The following is a 15,892-nucleotide window of genomic DNA, read 5'->3' on the forward strand; positions in this document are numbered from 1 at the left end:
CCCTTAAGGCAATGGCGCGCATTTGGCGGTCAGCCAGGCGCGATCCGCCGCGTCGGTCATTTCCGGCGCCAGCACCGCCAGCACCTGTGCGTGATAGTCGTCGACCCATTGGCGCTCTTCCGCGGTCAGCAACGCCGGCTCGATCAGCGTGCGCTCGATCGGGCAAAAGGTGAGCGTCTCGAAGCCCAGCATTTCGCGGTCGGCACCGGGGATGGCGCGCGGCTCGATCAGGATCAAATTCTCGATCCGGATGCCGTATTCGCCGGCCTTGTAATAGCCGGGCTCGTTGGAGAGCATCATGCCGGCACGCAGGGGCTCCATCGCCGCGCCGCCGGGATAATTGGGCGAGGCAATCCGCTGCGGACCCTCGTGCACCGCGAGATGCGCACCGATGCCGTGGCCGGTGCCGTGCGCGAAATCGAGGCCGGCTTCCCACAGCGGACGGCGCGCGAAGGCGTCGATCTGGCCGCCCATCGTGCCGTCAGGAAATACCGCCGTGGCGATGCCGATATGGCCCTTCAGGACGCGGGTGAAGCGGTCGCGCATCTCTTCGGTCGGGTCGCCGATCGGCATGACGCGGGTGACGTCGGTGGTGCCGTCCGCATATTGGCCGCCGGAATCGATCAAATAGAGCTGGCCGGGTTCGATCGGCGCGCTCGACTCCTCGGTGACATGGTAGTGCGGGCTAGCGCCGTGCGGACCGGTCGCCGAAATGGTGTCGAACGAAGTGTCCTTCAGCAGGCCGGTCTGTTCGCGGAACGCGAGCAGCTTGGCGGCGGCGCTGAGTTCGGTCTGACCGCCCTTTACGCATTCGATCTCGACCCAGCGCAGGAAGCGCGCGAGTGCGGCGCCGTCGCGGGCGGAGGCGGCCCGGTGGCCGCTTATCTCGACCGGGTTCTTGATCGCCTTGGCAATTACGACGGGATCGCGCAGCGGCAGGACCTTAGCGCCGCCCGCCTGGAGCGCTTGCGTGATCGCGGCGACCGCGCGCTCGGGATCGGCGGCGACGCGCTTGCCGGCATAGGTGCCCAGCGCAGCGGCGAACGCGGTGCGATCATGGAGGCGGACGGCGTTGCCGAGATGCTGGCGAACCGCGTCGTCGAGCTTGTCGGGCGCGACGAACAGGTCGGTGGTGCCGTCCGCGCCGACAATCGCATAGGACAGCGCGACCGGCGTGTGATCGACATCGCCGCCACGCACATTGAGCGCCCACGCGATCGAATCGAGTGCGGACAGGATAACCGCATCGGCATTTTGCTCGGACAGCCAGTCGGCGATCTTCGCACGCTTTTCCGCGGACGAGGCACCGGCGAACTCGTCCGGCTGGACCGTCAGTTTCGCAGGCGAGGGGGCGGGGCGGTCGGCCCAGATCGCGTCGATCGGATTGGCGTCGACCGTGACCAGCGTTGCGCCCCGTTCGGCGAGAGCGGTGGTGGCCTCTGCGACCCAGGTCCCGGTATGCAGCCACGGGTCGTAGCCGATCCGACCGCCTTCGGGGGCGTGTTTGCCAAGCCACGCAGCGGGGCTGGTCTGCGGCACGGGCTCATAGTCCCACTGCGCACCATCGACCTGCTCGCGAACCTGGATCGTGTAGCGCCCGTCGGTGAAGATCGCCGCGCTGTCGGCCAGCACGACCGCAGAGCCCGCTGATCCGCCAAAGCCGGTGAGCCAGCCAAGGCGCTGTGCATAGCCGCCGACATATTCGCTCATATGCTCGTCGGTGAGCGGGATCACGAAGCCGTCGAGGTTTTGCGCGGCGAGTTGGGTGCGGAGGGCGGTGAGGCGGTCGGTCAGCGGGGGCATGTTTTGGGTCTCTCGTTGGGGCCGAAGTTCACAAAGTTCACAGTCTGGCGAGGTTGCGATGCGCGTCCCGTTGGTATTGCAGCGGGGTTTGCCGGGTCATGCCGGGCGTTGTGGCAGAAACGCGGTTTGTAGGACAGCGGCGAGGGGCGACACCTCGCCGGACGCACATTCGCTAGACTAGCAAATCGATTTCACCGCCCCCCTTGTTCTCCCGCGAAGGCGGGAGCCCAGTCTGCGTCCCCGCCTTTGCGGGGAAGCAAGCTTGGTGTAGGTTCGCAGGACCAGCCGCCCCCCCGGCGAAGGCCGGGGCCCAATTGGGGGACGATGGTAACGAGGGATTGCGCGCCGTTACTGCGACCTTTTCAATTGGGCCCCGGCCTTCGCCGGGGTGGTGGTTGCGGCGGGGATCGGTTCTTGCCAATACCACAGCGTTTGGCATCCACACCCCGCACGGCTAACACACCGGCATGACCACGCCCCCCATTGCCGAACAGCGGCCGCACAGCTTCACCACGCATGGCGTGACGATCGAGGATCCGTATGCGTGGCTGAAGGATCCGAACTATCCGGAGGTCGATGACGCCGACGTGCTCGCGTATCTCGCTGCCGAGAATGCGTATTTCGAAGCGCAGATGGCGCCGCACGAAGCGCTCACCGACACGATCTACGAAGAGATGAAGGCGCGGATCAAGGAGGATGAATCCTCGGTGCCGCAGAAGGATGGCGATTGGCTCTACTGGACCGCGTACGAGACCGGCGGCCAGTACAAGAAATGGTGGCGCAAGCCGGTCGCGGGCGGTGACGACGAGTTGTTGCTCGACGAGCCGGCGCTGGCGGAGGGGCATGAGTATTTCCGGCTCGGGGCGTTCTCGATCAGCAATGACGGGCGCTATCTCGCTTATGCGATCGACGACAATGGGAGCGAGCGGTTCGAGGTTCGGGTCAAGGACCTGGATACCGGCGAGCATCTGCCCGACGTGATCCCGGGGATGCTCAGCGAGATCGTCTGGACCGCGGACGATGCGGGCTTCCTGTACGGGCTGGCGAACGAGCAGTGGCGGACCGACAATGCGCGGTTCCACCGGCTGGGCACGCCGATCTCCGAGGACGTCGTGCTGTTCCACGAGGAAGACGAGGGCTTTCGCGTCGGCGTAGGCGAGACGAGTTCGCGGAAATGGATCGTGATTGCGACCAGCGACCATGTGACGAGCGAACTGTACCTGCTGCCCGCGCATGAGCCGCTGGCGGTGCCGATCCTCGTTTCGGCGCGGAAGGTGGGCCGCGAATATGATGTGGACGAGCATGACGGCACGCTGTTCATCCATACCAACGACGTCGACCCGAATTTCCGGCTTTGCACCGCGCTGGTCGAGGAGCCGGATGCGTGGAGCGAGCTGATTCCGGCCTCGCCGCATTTCTATATGACCGGCGTGGAATGCTATCAGGATTTCTTCGTGGTCGATGGGCGCGAGGATGGCCTCGATCAGATCGCGATCCATCGGTACGAGACGCCGACCGAGGGCAAGCGGATCGATTTTCCCGAGGCGAGTTATGTCGCGGGGCTGGGCGACAATCCCGAGTACGACATGACCGTGTTGCGGCTCGGGTATGAGTCGATGGTCACGCCTGGCACCGTGTATGATTACGACGTCGATACCGGTGAGCGGACGATGCTCAAGGTGCAGGAGATCCCGAGCGGGTATGACGCGGCGAAATACGCGACCGAGCGGCTGAAGATCGTTGCTCGGGACGGGACCGAGATTCCGGTCTCGATCGTGTATCCGGCCGGGTTCGTGCGCGATGGGTCGGCGCCGTTGTTCCTCTATGCGTATGGCGCGTACGGCTATGCGATCCCGCCGGGGTTCTCGACCGGGCGGATGAGTTTGCTCGATCGCGGGTTCGCTTATGCGATCGCGCATATCCGCGGCGGCGATGATCTGGGCCAGCAATGGTATCTGGATGGCAAGCTGGAGAAGCGCGCGAACACGTTCAACGATTTCGTCGATGTGGCGAAGGCGTTGGTCGACGCGCAGTGGACGTCGGCGGGCAGGATCGCGATCGCCGGGCGGTCTGCTGGCGGCGAGCTGATGGGGGCGGTGGTCAATTCCGATCCCGAGCTGTGGGGCGCGGTGATCGCGGATGTGCCGTTTGTCGACGTGTTGAACACGATGCTCGACGAGAGCCTGCCGCTGACGCCGGGCGAGTGGCCGGAGTGGGGGAACCCGATCGAGGACGAGGCGGCGTTCGAGCTGATCCGGTCGTATTCGCCGTACGACAACGTGAAGGCGCAGGACTATCCGCCGATGTTTATTTCCGGTGGGCTCAACGATCCGCGCGTCACGTACTGGGAGCCGGCGAAGTGGGCGGCGAAGCTGCGGCTCATGAAGACCGACGATAACGTGCTGTTGCTCAAGACCAACATGGGCGCGGGGCATGGCGGCAAGTCGGGGCGGTTCGAATCGCTGCGCGAGGGCGCGGAGGAACATGCGTTCGTGCTGTGGCAGCTTGGCGTCGCGGGGTGAGCCGGTTCACGCTCTCGATCACGGCGCAGGACGCGGATATCGACGAGCTTGGGCATGTGAACAATGCGGTCTGGGTGCAGTGGATCCAGGCCATCGCGACTGCGCATTGGGAGGCGGTGGCGCCGGCCGAGCATAAGCTGGCGTATGTGTGGGTCGTGACGCGGCATGAGATCGATTACCGCGGGAGTGTCGTCGCGGGGGAGACCGTTGTTGGCGAGACTTGGGTCGAGGGGGCGCCGAAGGGGGCTCGGTTCGATCGCCATGTTCGGTTTGTCGGGGATGATGGGCGGGTGAAGCTGGAGGCGGTTACGACCTGGGCTTTGCTGGATCGGGGGACCGGGCGGTTGATGCGCGTGCGCGAGGATGTCGCTGCGCCGTTTTATGATGGTCCCTCTCCCCTTTGGGGAGAGGGAGGGAGCGACGCAGGAGCGGAAGGGTGAGGGGCGTTGGGAATTGATGTCCCGAGCCTCACGCCCCTCTCCCTTCCCACCGCAAGCGCGGCGGGCCCCTTCCCTCTCCCCGGAGGGGCGAGGGAGCTTTTAGCCGCTGTTTCTTAGGGCGGTGGCGATGGCGTTGATCGATAGGAGGATGCCTTCGCCGATACGCGGGTCGTCCTCGCCGGCTCGGCGGCGCTTGATCAGCTCGATCTGGAGGAGGTTGAGCGGCTCGATATAGGGGAGGCGGAGGCGGATCGAGGCGTCTAGGGCGGGGTGCTTTTCGAGCAGGCGGGACTGGCCCGTTACCGTGAGCAGACCGTCATGCGTCTGGTGCCAGCCGTCGCGGATCGTGGTGAAGATCTCGCGGAGCTTGTCGTCCTCGACGAGCCCGGCATAGCGTTCGGCGATGCCGATGTCGGACTTGGCGAGCACCATCTCCAGGTTCGCCAACGCGGAGGCGAAGAGCGGCCAGCCTTGCGCCATGTCCTTCAGCAGCGCCTTGTCCTCGAAATCGGCGATCGCGCGGCCGACCCCGTACCAGCCGGGGAGCATGACGCGCGCCTGCGCCCAGCTGAACACCCACGGGATCGCGCGAAGGTCTTCGATGCGGTCGGACTTGGTGCGGCTGGCGGGGCGGCTGCCGATCTTAAGCCCGGCGATTTCCGCGATCGGCGTCATCTGGCGGAAGAAGGTGCGGAAGCCTTCCGTACCGTAGACCAGGTCGCGATAGCTGTGGAATGCGGAGTCGCTGAGCGTGTCCATTGCGGCCGAGAAGCTCGCGTTGTCGGCGTTCGACAGGCGTTCGGGTTCGAGGCTCGCTAGCAACGTGGCCGACGCGATCGCCTCGAGGTTGGTCATCGCGGCGTCGCGCGTGCCGTATTTGGCGGCGATGACTTCGCCTTGCTCGGTGATGCGGATGCGGCCCTGGACGGTGCCCGAGGGCTGCGCGCGGATCGCACGGAACGCCGAACCGCCGCCGCGCCCGACTGCGCCGCCGCGACCGTGGAAGAGCTGCATGCCGACGCGGGCCGCCGCGAAGACGGGTTTGAGCGCGGTCGAGGCTTTCGACAGCTGCCAGGTCGAGGTGAGGTAGCCGCCGTCCTTGTTGCTGTCCGAATAGCCGATCATCACCTCCTGATGGCCGCGCGTCTTGGCGATCGTCGCGATCTCGGGGAGCGCGAACCAGGCGGTCATGACGCCGGGCGCGGCCTCGAGATCGCCGATCGTCTCGAACAAGGGCACGGCCATGATCGCTGCGGTCGGGGTTTCACCGGGGCGGTAGAGGCCGACTTCCTTGAGCAGGAGGTTCACCTCGAGCAGGTCGCTGACCGATTGCGCCATCGAGACGATGTAGTTGGTGATGCACGCAGGGCCGTAGGCGGCGTGCGCGTCGGCGGCGGCCTGGACGATCGCGAGTTCGCCGGCGGTTTCCTCCGAATATTCGGCGAAGCGCGAGGTGAGCGGGCGGGCGTTGGCGAGTTCGCGGCGGAGCAGCGCGACGCGGGCGTCTTCGTCGAGCGAGAGGTAATCGTCCTCGACGCCGGCGACTTTCAGCAGTTCGGCGACGACGCGTTCGTGGACGGCGCTGTTCTGGCGGAGGTCGAGTGTGGCGAGATGGAAGCCGAACGTCTCGACCGCGCGGATCAGCCGGCCGAGCGCGCCGCCCGTCTTGAGCGCGATGCCGAGGCCGTGCGCGAGCGTGACGAGGTCGGCGCGGAAGTCGGCGGGGCTCGCATAGGGTTCGCCAGCGAGGCGGCCGGGGCGGGGGGCGTGTTTCCCCGTGAGCGCATCGTGCGTCGCGGACAGGCGGGCGTAGATGCCGGAGAGCGCGCGGCGATAGGGCTCGTCGCTGCGGCTGGCGGCATCGTCGCCGCTGGCGTCGGCGAGCGCCTGCACCGCGGCGTCGGCGGGGGCGTGTTCGGTCGAGATCGAGAGTTCGGCGCCAAGTGCGTGTACCGCGTCGCAGTAGTAGCCGAGCACGGCTTCGCTTGCTTTGGACAGTGCGGTCTTGAGCGAGTCCGCGGTGACATAGGGGTTGCCGTCGCGGTCGCCGCCGATCCAGCTGCCGGGGCGCAAGAAGCTGGGGGTGCGTTCGCCGAGTGCGCGGTCCCAGCGCTGGTAGAGCGCGGGCAATGCGGGGAGGAACACGTCGCGGAGGTAGCTGAGCGCGGTGTCGACCTCGTCGGTGACGTAGAGGCGGTCGCGGCGCAGGACGCGCGTTTGCCAGAGCAGAGCGATCTGGCGGAGGATCGCGTCGTCGACGCTGTCGCCGTCGGGCGTGGTGTCGCGACCGAGATCGCGCAGGCCCATCAGCTCGGCGATGCGGTTGCGGTGGTCGATCATGCTTTTGCGGCGGACTTCGGTCGGGTGCGCGGTGAGCACGGGGGCGATCAGCGCGTGGTCGAGCAGCGTGCGGATCTGGGCGCGGTCGATGCCTTCGGATTCGAGCTGGGCGATTGCGGAGGCGAGGTCGGCGCCGTCTTCCGCGGCGATGCCCTGGCGGTCCTCGGCGAGGTTGGCGAGCATCGAGAACAGCATGAAGCCGCGGACGAAATCGAGCGTCTCGTCGAGGCTGAGCTTTTCGAGGCTGAGATCGACCGCGCGATCGTCGCCGGGCTTGCCTTCGGAGGCGTCGCGGTGGCGCTCGACAGACGCTTTGCGGATCGTCTCGGTGGCTTCGAACAGCCTCTCGCCGCCATAGGCGCGGATGACGTCGCCGAGCAGTTTGCCGAGGAAGCGGATGTCGGAATTGTTCGCGATTGCGGGGAGGCTTGCCATGATTCCCTGCTGCGCTGCGGCAGGGATCAGGTCAACAAAGAACACCGCGCGACACGCTTAAATAGTCGCTTATTTAGCGCTTTAGACGACAGATTATTGCACAGATCAGCGCTTACGCGACTCCGCGCGTTCTTCCGACGTCACCGTGCCGTCGTGGTTCAGGTCCATCCTGTCGAACCAGGCGAGCGTGCCTTCGCTCCACTCGATCGCGGTAATGACGCCGTCCTTGTTGCGGTCGAATGCCTTGATGCGCGTGTTGGGCGAGGGGAGCTCGTCCTTGGTGACGCGATCGTCGCCGTTGCGGTCGAGCGTGCGGAAGCGGCGTTCCATGCTGGCGCCGAAATCGAGCCGCGAGGTTACCGAGGGCGGCACGAAGCCGACCGCGTTGGCGTCGGCCTGCGCGCGCTGCTCGTCCTTGTCGCCGCACGCGGACACCAGAATTCCCGTCGCGGCGAGCGCCGCTACCAGTTTCACCTGCATAGAATCTCCCGTCGTATCGATGCCGTCAGGCCTCGAGTTCGATGTCCCAATAGAGCCAGTCGTGCCACGTGTCGTGCAGGTAGTTGGGCGGGAAGCTGCGGCCGTGTTCCTGGAGATGCCAGTTGGTCGGACGGATCGCCTCGATATGCAGCGGCATCGCCGCCTGTTTCGGCGTGCGCCCGCCTTTCTTGAGGTTGCAGGGCGAGCAGGCGGTGACGACGTTCTCCCACGTGGTACGACCGCCTTGCGCGCGGGGGACGACATGGTCGAAGGTGAGATCGCGCAGCTTGCCGCAATATTGGCAGGTGAACTTGTCGCGCAGGAACAGGTTGAAGCGGGTGAAGGCGGGAAATTGCGACGGTCGGACGAACTGCTTGAGCGCGATCACCGAGGGCAGCTTCAGCGCGAAATTGGCGCTGCGGACTTCGCGTTCATAGGTGGCGACGATGTCGACACGGTCGAGGAAGACAGCCTTGACCGCGGTTTGCCACGGCCAGACGCTGAGCGGATAGTAGGAAAGCGGCGTGTAGTCGGCATTCAGCACGAGCGCCGGACAACCATCCGGGTGACGCATCAGATCGGGGTGAAACACGGCTTCTCCCACTCAGGCTTCGCAGAGCGCCCTATGGACGACAGCGATGACACCGCCATGACAGCACGCCGCGTGGCGGTCGGTCAAGCATGCTGAGCGACGAACCTGTCGTAACGCGGTTCGCGCCGAGCCCGACGGGGCGGTTGCATCTGGGCCACGCGGTCTCGGCGATCCGCGCGCACGATTACGCGCGGGAGCGGGGCGGGCGGTTCCTGCTACGGATCGAGGATATCGATGGGACGCGGAGTCGGCCTGAGTTCGTGGCGGGGATTTTGGAGGATCTGGCGTGGCTTGGACTGCGGTGGGACTCGCTCGTGTTCCAGTCGGAGCGGCTGGCGACGTATGATGTTGCGCTGGAGGCTTTAAAGGCGCGCGGCCTGGTTTACCCCTGTTTCTGTACGCGGGCGGAGATCGCGGCGAGCGCGTCGGCGCCGCAGGGGGATGCCGGACCGGTCTATCCGGGGATTTGTCGGGGTTTGAGCGCGGAGGAGGTCGCTGCGCGGGGGGATCTGGCGCATTGCTGGCGGCTCGACATGGCGAAGGCTGTGGCGATTACCGGCGTGCTTGCGTGGCACGATGCGATTGCCGGGACGGTTGTCGCCGATCCGTTGGCGCAGGGGGATGTCGTGCTGGCGCGGAAGGATGCGCCGGCGAGCTATCATCTGGCGGTGACTCTGGATGATGCGGCGCAGGGGGTGACGGACGTGGTGCGTGGTGTGGACCTGTTCGCGGCGACGGACGTGCACCGGGTGTTGCAGGCTCTGCTGGGGTTGGGGGTGCCGGCGTATCATCATCACCCACTGGTTGTGGATGCGGCGGGGCGGCGGTTGGCCAAGCGGGATGGGGCTTTGTCGCTGGCTGAGATGCGGGCGGCGGGGGAGGACGGGGTGGCGTTGGCGGCTCGGGTGCGGGGTGGGGATGATGGCGATCGGATAGCGGGGGCCGGGTGAGCGCATGACGGATTGGTGCCAATATCCTTCGAACACGGTGCGGTCGCCAACGCAGCGCAGCCTGCAAATCCTTGTTCTCCCGCGAAGGCGGGAGTCCAGACGGGGTCCCCGCCTTCGCGGGAGAACAAGGAGGAGGGTACGACGCCTGTAACGTGCCACCACCCCGGCGAAGGCCGGGGCCCAATTGGGGGACAGTGATGATGACGCTTATCGCTTCGTTACCTTGGCCTTCCCAATTGGGCCCCGGCCTTCGCCGGGGTGGCGCTCTTGCTTGTACGGGTGCGTTACAGCTCTATCCCCAGCTTCGGCGGCGCCCATGTCATCGCCGCATACAACACGATCGTCAGCACGCACCCCGCCATCAGCGACACCCAGAACGGCGCACCGTGGCGTAGCAGCGCGGGGATCAGCAGGAACATCGGCAGGGACGGCAGCACGTACCAGAAGGTCGCGCCGGCGTGTGCGGCCATCGTCCGAGGGTCGGGCTTGTCGTGCCAGAGCCAGATCATGCCGAGCACCGATACCAAGGGCAGCGACGCCACGAGCGCGCCGAAGCCGGGATAGCGTTTGGCGATCTCCGAGGCGGCGGCGATAAGAATGCCGGAAATCAAGGCTTTCAGCGTCAAGTATAACATGCAGCATTTGCGCGCATCACAAGCGTGTCCGCAACACTATCCTTGCCATTGCTAGCGTCGGCGCGCGCGCTTACATTCCGTCCATGAACACATTCCTCGTCATCCTCCTGATCGCGGCAATGATCGCGACCGTCGTGGCTCTGGTGCGGGGCGTCGTGTCGTTCCTGCAGGAGGGCACGGCGCAGGTCCGCGACGGCAACGGGCCGAGCGCGGCATCGCTTAAGTCGAATCGGATGATGCAGCAGCGTATCTTCTTTCAGGCGCTGGCCATCCTGATCGTCGTCGTGATCCTGTTCGCGGCGGGGCGGAACTAGGGAAAGAGGCTGCGCCCACCTACGCGGTTCGGTCGCTGCTGGCGTTGATATGCGTCCGTCATCCTGACGAACGTCAGGATCCAGAGTAATTGCAGATGCGCTCTGGGCTCTGGTTCCTGACTTTCGTCAGCACGACGGGTCTTGGTGTTGGTGGATAAAAATGGTCAAGCTCAACAAGATCTATACGCGAACCGGTGACGACGGCACGACGGGGCTGGTCGACGGCTCGCGGGTGTCGAAGGCCAGCGCACTGATGCAGGCGATCGGCGATGTCGACGAGGCGAACTCCGCCATTGGTTTGGCGGTAGTGGCGCTCGGCGACGATCCGCTCGCCGCTGCGCTGGAGCGGATCCAGAACGACCTGTTTGATCTTGGCGCCGACCTCGCGACGCCTGCGACCGACGACGGATTTGCACCGTCGGAGATGGTGCTGCGGATCGTTCCGGCGCAGGTCGAGCGGCTGGAACGCGAGATCGATGCGATGAACGTGCACCTCGCGCCGTTGCGCAGCTTCATCCTGCCAGGCGGATCGCCGCAGGCGGCTGCACTGCATCTGGCCCGCGCGATTTCACGGCGCGCGGAGCGGTCCGCGGTCGCGGCGACGCACGATGTGGCGTTGAATCCCGCCGCATTAGCGTATGTTAATCGACTTTCTGATTTCCTGTTCGTGGCGTCGCGGGCGGTGAACCAAAACGGGGCCGGCGACGTTCTATGGCGACCGGGGGCTACGCGCGCGCAGGCGTGATCGGCGTTCGAGCGTTGCGGTACCGGGCGACGCATTGAAGGATAATCGATGCCGCAGCCTGTTCGTCCAAACCCAAACGCCGCTCCTTTGTCGGAACTGAGCGAGCGTTTTTCCGCCGTACGCGCGCTGTCGCTGGCGCTCGCCGCGCCGCTGTCGGATGCGGACGCGACCGTGCAGTCGATGGACGACGCGTCGCCGACAAAGTGGCATCTGGCGCATACGACATGGTTCTTCGAGACGTTCGTGTTGCGCGATCACGTCGCCGGTTACGCGCTCCACGACGAGCGGTTTCCGTTCCTGTTCAACAGCTATTACGAGGCCGAGGGGCGGCGTCATGCACGCGATCGGCGCGGGATGGTGACCCGGCCGTCGCTCGACGAAGTGCGGGCGTACCGCGCGCATGTCGATGCCGCGCTACTCGACGCGCTGCCCGGGTTGTCGGCGGATGCGCAGGCGCTGGTAGCGCTCGGGTGTCATCACGAGGAGCAGCACCAGGAGTTGTTGGTGACCGACATCCTCCACATGTTTTCCGAGAACCCACTGGAGCCCGCAATGTGGCCGGCGCCGCGGAAGGTGCCGGTCGAGATGCCGGGGCCGATCGGCTGGATCGCGCGCGAGAGCGGGATCGTCGAGGTCGGGCATGACGGCGACGGGTTCGCGTTCGATTGCGAGGGGCCGCGTCACGCTGCCTTGCTGGTGCCGCATGCGATCGCCGACCGGACCGTGACGAACGGCGAATGGGCGGCGTTCATTGCCGACGGCGGCTACAGCGAAGCGCGGCATTGGCTGGCGGATGGCTGGGCGTGGGTGAAGGCCGAGGGCCTCGTCGCGCCGCTGTATTGGGAACAGGGCGAGGCGGGCTGGACGCGGTTCGGGCTCGACGGGCGGCGCGCGATTGATCCGGCGGCACCGGTGACTCATGTGAGCTTCTTTGAGGCGGATGCGTATGCGAGCTGGGCTGGCGCAAGGTTGCCGACCGAGTTCGAATGGGAGGCTGCGGCGGCGTCGCATGACGCGAACGGTGGCAACCAGATGGACGTGGCGGGGCCTGTCGAGCCTCGGCCGGCGGCGAATGGCCCGGCGTTCTTCGGCGACGTATGGGAGTGGACCGGCAGCGCGTACCGGCCGTATCCTGGGTTCGTGACCGCGGCAGGTGCAGTCGGCGAATATAACGGTAAGTTCATGAGCTCGCAGTTCATCCTGCGCGGGGGCAGCTGTGCCACGCCGCGTGGCCATGCCCGGCCTAGCTACCGCAATTTCTTCTATCCGCACCAACGGTGGCAGTTCACCGGCGTGCGTCTCGCGAAAGATATCTGATGTTGAAGCCTGAGATCGAGGACGGCCAGCAGACGCTCGCCGACCCGCAATTCCGCGCGGACGTGCTGGACGGCCTTGCCCGGCGCCCGCGGGCGATCCCGGCGCGCTGGTTCTACGACCGGCGCGGCTCGGAACTCTTCGAGAAGATCACCGATCTGCCCGAATATTATCCGACGCGGACCGAGCGTTCGATCCTCGATACGGCCTGCGCCGAAGTGGCGACGCTTGCAGGCGAAGGGCGTGCGGTCGTCGAGTTCGGCTCGGGATCGTCGACCAAGACGCCGATCCTGCTCGATGCCGTAGCGCCGTCGGTATACGTTCCGATCGACATCTCCGGCGATTTCCTGCGGGAGTCATCGAAGGTGCTGGGCGATCAGTTCCCCGACCTGTTGGTACTGCCGTTCGAGGCGGACTTCATGCGGCCCCTGAGCCTGCCGAAGACGATCGCGGATACGCCGAAGCTCGGGTTCTTTCCGGGATCGACGATCGGCAACATGATTCCGCTGATGGCGGTCGACCTGTTGCGCGCGATGCGGTCTTCGCTTGGCGTGGGCGCGATGCTGCTGATCGGGATGGACCGGATCAAGGGTGAAGACGTGCTAGTGCCCGCGTATGACGATGCGCAGGGCGTGACGGCGGCGTTCAACCTGAACCTGCTAGAGCGGATCAACCGCGAACTGGACGGCGACATCCCGGTCGACGCGTTCCGACACAAAGCCGTGTGGAACGACGATCGCGCACGGATCGAGATGCACCTCGAGGCGACGCGGGACGTCGCGTTTACCGTCGACGGGCGATCGTTCGAGATGACTGCGGGCGAGACGATCCACACCGAGAACTCGCATAAATATGGCGCGCGGGATGCGCGGATCCTGCTGCGGTCCGGTGGATGGACGCCGGTGGCGGCGTGGACCGATCCCGAGGGGCTGTTCGGCGTGTATCTGGCCGAGGCCCAGGTGGAGCGCCCCGCGCCCTGAGGCAGGGCCTGTTCCGGACGAGTTACCCGCCACCTAGGCTCAGCCGGGAATACCCCAGTTGGCCTCATTGTCAGCCGATGCGGCGGTGCGGACAAGATGCTCGACATAATGCTGGAAAATCGGAACCGTGAAGGTGACCAGCGTCGGCTCGCCCCCCGGTTCCTTGAACGTGAGCACGACGAAGCGCTGGCCGTCTTCGTCGAGAATCAGGCCAGCTTCCATCGCGCCGGGGCCGCTTGGGGTAATGACGGTCGCTGCCATGATCTTCTTTCACTATCGGGTCTTCGGGCGCCATAACGCTCAGCCGCGCCGAGTCCAGAACCGGCTGGACGTTTGACGTTCGTCAGGCCGTGGCACTCTTGGCATCGGCACGTCGCAGGTCCCGAATTTCCTCCCAGGTGATCGGCCGGTCGCGGCCCGCGCACTGGATGATCAGGCCTGCCGCTTCGGCGTCGTCATAGCCGTCGAAAGCCCGGACCATCTCCTGCAGCGAGCCGCTGGCAACCGACTTGCCGATGTCCTCTTCATTCGCCGCATGCTCGCGCACTACCTTTGCGGGCATATTCCACATGGTCTTCAACACGATTACTGACTCCGGCCCCCGGTGGATCACCGTCGTGAGCCGTGGCGGCGCGGTCGTCCATAGGGCTGGCCGGCGGTATGCGATCGCTTTGGGCGGCGGCGCGGTGAACCGATCTCATGAACCTGTTGCTCCATCCGAGCGGCTGATGCGATCGATCGTTACCGCATACGTCCTATGCGGAAACTTCGCCGGACGGCGCGACCGTGCGTCACTTTCCGCCTTCCCGTCGCGTCAGCGCCGCGACGCAACTCGCACGATCGATCGTGCTGCCGTCGGGTTCTCTTGCGTCGAGATACGTCACGCGGGGGGCATCGGATCCCTTGGGATAGAGATATGCATCGAGCACGCAGATCCCGCTCTGGAACTGAAGCTTTCGCGCGCTGCCTTCGCGAACGTCGGCGTCGGGTTGGCCGAACAGCTTGGTCAGGCCGGCGGCATCCTGGCCGAGCACGCGTTCCAGGCCGACGCTCGTATACGGGATCGCCGGGCGTCCGACCGCAGGTTTCGCGATCGGTGCGGCGCAGCCTGCCAGTCCGCTACCGAGTGCCAGCGCGATGGCTATAGTGGTCAATCGCGTCATGGTCGGCCTTTGCGAGAATACTGGCTGTGGAAGTAATGCGTTGCCATCGCGGCCCCCAGCACTGGCGCGGCGATGTTGAGGACCGGAACCACGAACAGCCCGGTGTTCGCAAGCCCCAGCACGAACCGGCTCCCCTTGGTCGTCGCACGCCAGCCTCGCATCGCCGTTGCGTCCATGTGTCGTGCCGCAACCATGTCACCAAGATCGCGTCCCAGCAGCCAGCCATTGACGACGAAAAACGCGGCCGCGGTCCCGACCCCGGTGACGAGCAGCGCGATGTAGATGGGCAGCATCACCAGGTTGACGAGCACGACGCGCGCAGCGGAGCGTAACCCCATCGCGAGGCTCCGTGCGAACGGCACGGGCCGGGCGGTGCGCAGCGCGTCGGGATAATGCCGAGCCTCGACCGCCTCCACGACCTCATCCGCGAAGATCCCGACGACCGCGATCGCGACCGCTCGGAACAGCAGCCACAAGGCCAGGATCGTGACGAACAGCGCGAACACGGCCGCGAGTCCGCCGGAATGCCAGTCGAGCCACGCGGCCAGTGCGGCTTGCGTACCCCACCACGTGCCGACGCCGAGCAGCGCGAAGACGAGCAGCGTGACGACCATTGACTTGACGAACACCCGGAGCACGGGCGGATCGGTAAGTTGGCCAAGCGAGAGGAGGAGGGCGCGGAGCATCGGCTCGGGATGGCGCGAGGTCGCGGCAAGGTCAACGCGCGTTTCCGCCGTGTCCCCGTCGTGTCTCTGTCGTTTCGGCAGCTCGACCTTTCCCGTTCCCCTGCGGACGCGGGGGCCCAGCTAAACCACGAGCACCGCCCGAGACCCTGGCCCCCCGTTCGCGAGGAACAGCAGAGGGCGTCGTTATGACGACCTATTCCAACAGCATCTACCGAACCGCCGAACCGCCGGAGTTTCGCCCCCAAACCAAAGCCACCACCCTGGCGGAGGCCGGGGCCCAATCGGGGGACGGTGAAGACGACGGACTGCGCGTAATTACCACCGTCTCCCAATTGGGCCCCGGCCTCCGCCGGGGTGGTGGTCTTTCCCAGCTATCAGTCGTCGCTTCGATCATTGCGTTCGTTGCGGCCAATCATTCCCACCCCCCACACCAGTTGCACCAATCCCCCCCGCGATTTACGGCAGGGCTTTCCCGCACCCCCGGAGTTTCCCC

The 15,892-nt window shown here is 65.8% G+C and carries 16 protein-coding genes; 7 read left to right on the forward strand and 9 right to left on the reverse strand.

Annotated features, from left to right (window positions below; genetic code table 11):
• Positions 1–3 precede the first annotated feature (3 nt).
• Positions 4–1,803, reverse strand: a complete 1,800-nt coding sequence (locus tag C8J39_RS15325; RefSeq protein WP_120301269.1) for an aminopeptidase P family protein — start codon at positions 1,801–1,803, stop codon at positions 4–6.
• Positions 1,804–2,270: 467 nt separating this feature from the next.
• On the opposite strand from C8J39_RS15325, the gene C8J39_RS15335 reads away from it, so the two are divergent.
• Positions 2,271–4,325: a S9 family peptidase gene (locus C8J39_RS15335; protein ID WP_120301271.1), complete on the forward strand. Its 2,055-nt coding sequence runs from the start codon at positions 2,271–2,273 to the stop codon at positions 4,323–4,325.
• Positions 4,322–4,765: a thioesterase family protein gene (locus C8J39_RS15340; RefSeq protein ID WP_120301272.1), complete on the forward strand. Its 444-nt coding sequence runs from the start codon at positions 4,322–4,324 to the stop codon at positions 4,763–4,765. The genes C8J39_RS15335 and C8J39_RS15340 overlap by 4 nt, the downstream gene beginning before the upstream one ends.
• Before the next feature lie 99 nt (positions 4,766–4,864).
• Here the strand turns inward: C8J39_RS15340 and ppc are convergent, their stop codons facing one another.
• The 3 genes from ppc to C8J39_RS15355 form a co-directional block, all read right to left on the reverse strand.
• Complete coding sequence (gene ppc / locus C8J39_RS15345) at positions 4,865–7,540, reverse strand: phosphoenolpyruvate carboxylase (protein WP_120301273.1); 2,676 nt, start codon at positions 7,538–7,540, stop codon at positions 4,865–4,867.
• 105 nt (positions 7,541–7,645) lie between these two features.
• The gene (locus tag C8J39_RS15350) at positions 7,646–8,020 is read right to left on the reverse strand and encodes an EF-hand domain-containing protein (protein WP_107954660.1); all 375 of its coding nucleotides are present in this window, start codon (positions 8,018–8,020) and stop codon (positions 7,646–7,648) included.
• Positions 8,021–8,045: 25 nt separating this feature from the next.
• Positions 8,046–8,612, reverse strand: coding sequence for an HNH endonuclease (locus tag C8J39_RS15355; RefSeq protein ID WP_056052248.1), 567 nt, complete (start codon positions 8,610–8,612; stop codon positions 8,046–8,048).
• Positions 8,613–8,701: 89 nt separating this feature from the next.
• On the opposite strand from C8J39_RS15355, the gene gluQRS reads away from it, so the two are divergent.
• A complete protein-coding gene (gene gluQRS, locus C8J39_RS15360; RefSeq protein WP_120301274.1) occupies positions 8,702–9,562 on the forward strand; it encodes a tRNA glutamyl-Q(34) synthetase GluQRS in 861 nt (286 codons plus the stop codon).
• 284 nt (positions 9,563–9,846) lie between these two features.
• Here gluQRS and C8J39_RS15365 read toward each other — a convergent pair whose 3' ends face one another.
• Positions 9,847–10,197 carry a DUF3147 family protein gene (locus C8J39_RS15365; protein WP_120301275.1) on the reverse strand — a complete coding sequence of 117 codons (351 nt, stop codon included), beginning with the start codon at positions 10,195–10,197 and terminating at the stop codon, positions 9,847–9,849.
• Positions 10,198–10,280: 83 nt separating this feature from the next.
• Here C8J39_RS15365 and C8J39_RS15370 point away from each other — a divergent pair, with 83 nt between their 5' ends.
• From C8J39_RS15370 to egtD, 4 genes are all read left to right on the forward strand, one after another.
• Positions 10,281–10,511: a twin transmembrane helix small protein gene (locus tag C8J39_RS15370; protein ID WP_056052241.1), complete on the forward strand. Its 231-nt coding sequence runs from the start codon at positions 10,281–10,283 to the stop codon at positions 10,509–10,511.
• Positions 10,512–10,671: 160 nt separating this feature from the next.
• Positions 10,672–11,256 (forward strand): cob(I)yrinic acid a,c-diamide adenosyltransferase, encoded by a 585-nt coding sequence (locus C8J39_RS15375; protein WP_120301276.1) that lies wholly within the window; start codon positions 10,672–10,674, stop codon positions 11,254–11,256.
• 48 nt (positions 11,257–11,304) lie between these two features.
• On the forward strand, positions 11,305–12,573 hold the full coding sequence (gene egtB / locus C8J39_RS15380) for an ergothioneine biosynthesis protein EgtB (protein ID WP_120301277.1): 1,269 nt from the start codon (positions 11,305–11,307) through the stop codon (positions 12,571–12,573).
• Complete coding sequence (gene egtD, locus C8J39_RS15385; RefSeq protein ID WP_120301278.1) at positions 12,573–13,550, forward strand: L-histidine N(alpha)-methyltransferase; 978 nt, start codon at positions 12,573–12,575, stop codon at positions 13,548–13,550. The genes egtB and egtD overlap by 1 nt, the downstream gene beginning before the upstream one ends.
• A gap of 39 nt (positions 13,551–13,589) precedes the next feature.
• On the opposite strand, the gene C8J39_RS15390 is transcribed toward egtD, so the two are convergent.
• The 4 genes from C8J39_RS15390 to C8J39_RS15405 all read right to left on the reverse strand — a co-directional run bounded on the left by C8J39_RS15390 (position 13,590) and on the right by C8J39_RS15405 (position 15,399).
• Complete coding sequence (locus C8J39_RS15390) at positions 13,590–13,811, reverse strand: hypothetical protein (protein WP_132833634.1); 222 nt, start codon at positions 13,809–13,811, stop codon at positions 13,590–13,592.
• Positions 13,812–13,893: 82 nt separating this feature from the next.
• Positions 13,894–14,133: a hypothetical protein gene (locus C8J39_RS15395; protein ID WP_132833633.1), complete on the reverse strand. Its 240-nt coding sequence runs from the start codon at positions 14,131–14,133 to the stop codon at positions 13,894–13,896.
• A 208-nt stretch (positions 14,134–14,341) separates the two neighbouring features.
• On the reverse strand, positions 14,342–14,713 hold the full coding sequence (locus C8J39_RS15400; RefSeq protein WP_120301281.1) for a hypothetical protein: 372 nt from the start codon (positions 14,711–14,713) through the stop codon (positions 14,342–14,344).
• On the reverse strand, positions 14,710–15,399 hold the full coding sequence (locus tag C8J39_RS15405) for an EI24 domain-containing protein (RefSeq protein WP_120301282.1): 690 nt from the start codon (positions 15,397–15,399) through the stop codon (positions 14,710–14,712). Before C8J39_RS15405 ends, C8J39_RS15400 begins: the two co-directional genes overlap by 4 nt.
• Between the last annotated feature and the right edge of the window lie 493 nt (positions 15,400–15,892).

This window comes from Sphingomonas sp. PP-CC-1A-547, from assembly GCF_003610375.1.
Lineage (GTDB): Bacteria > Pseudomonadota > Alphaproteobacteria > Sphingomonadales > Sphingomonadaceae > Sphingomonas.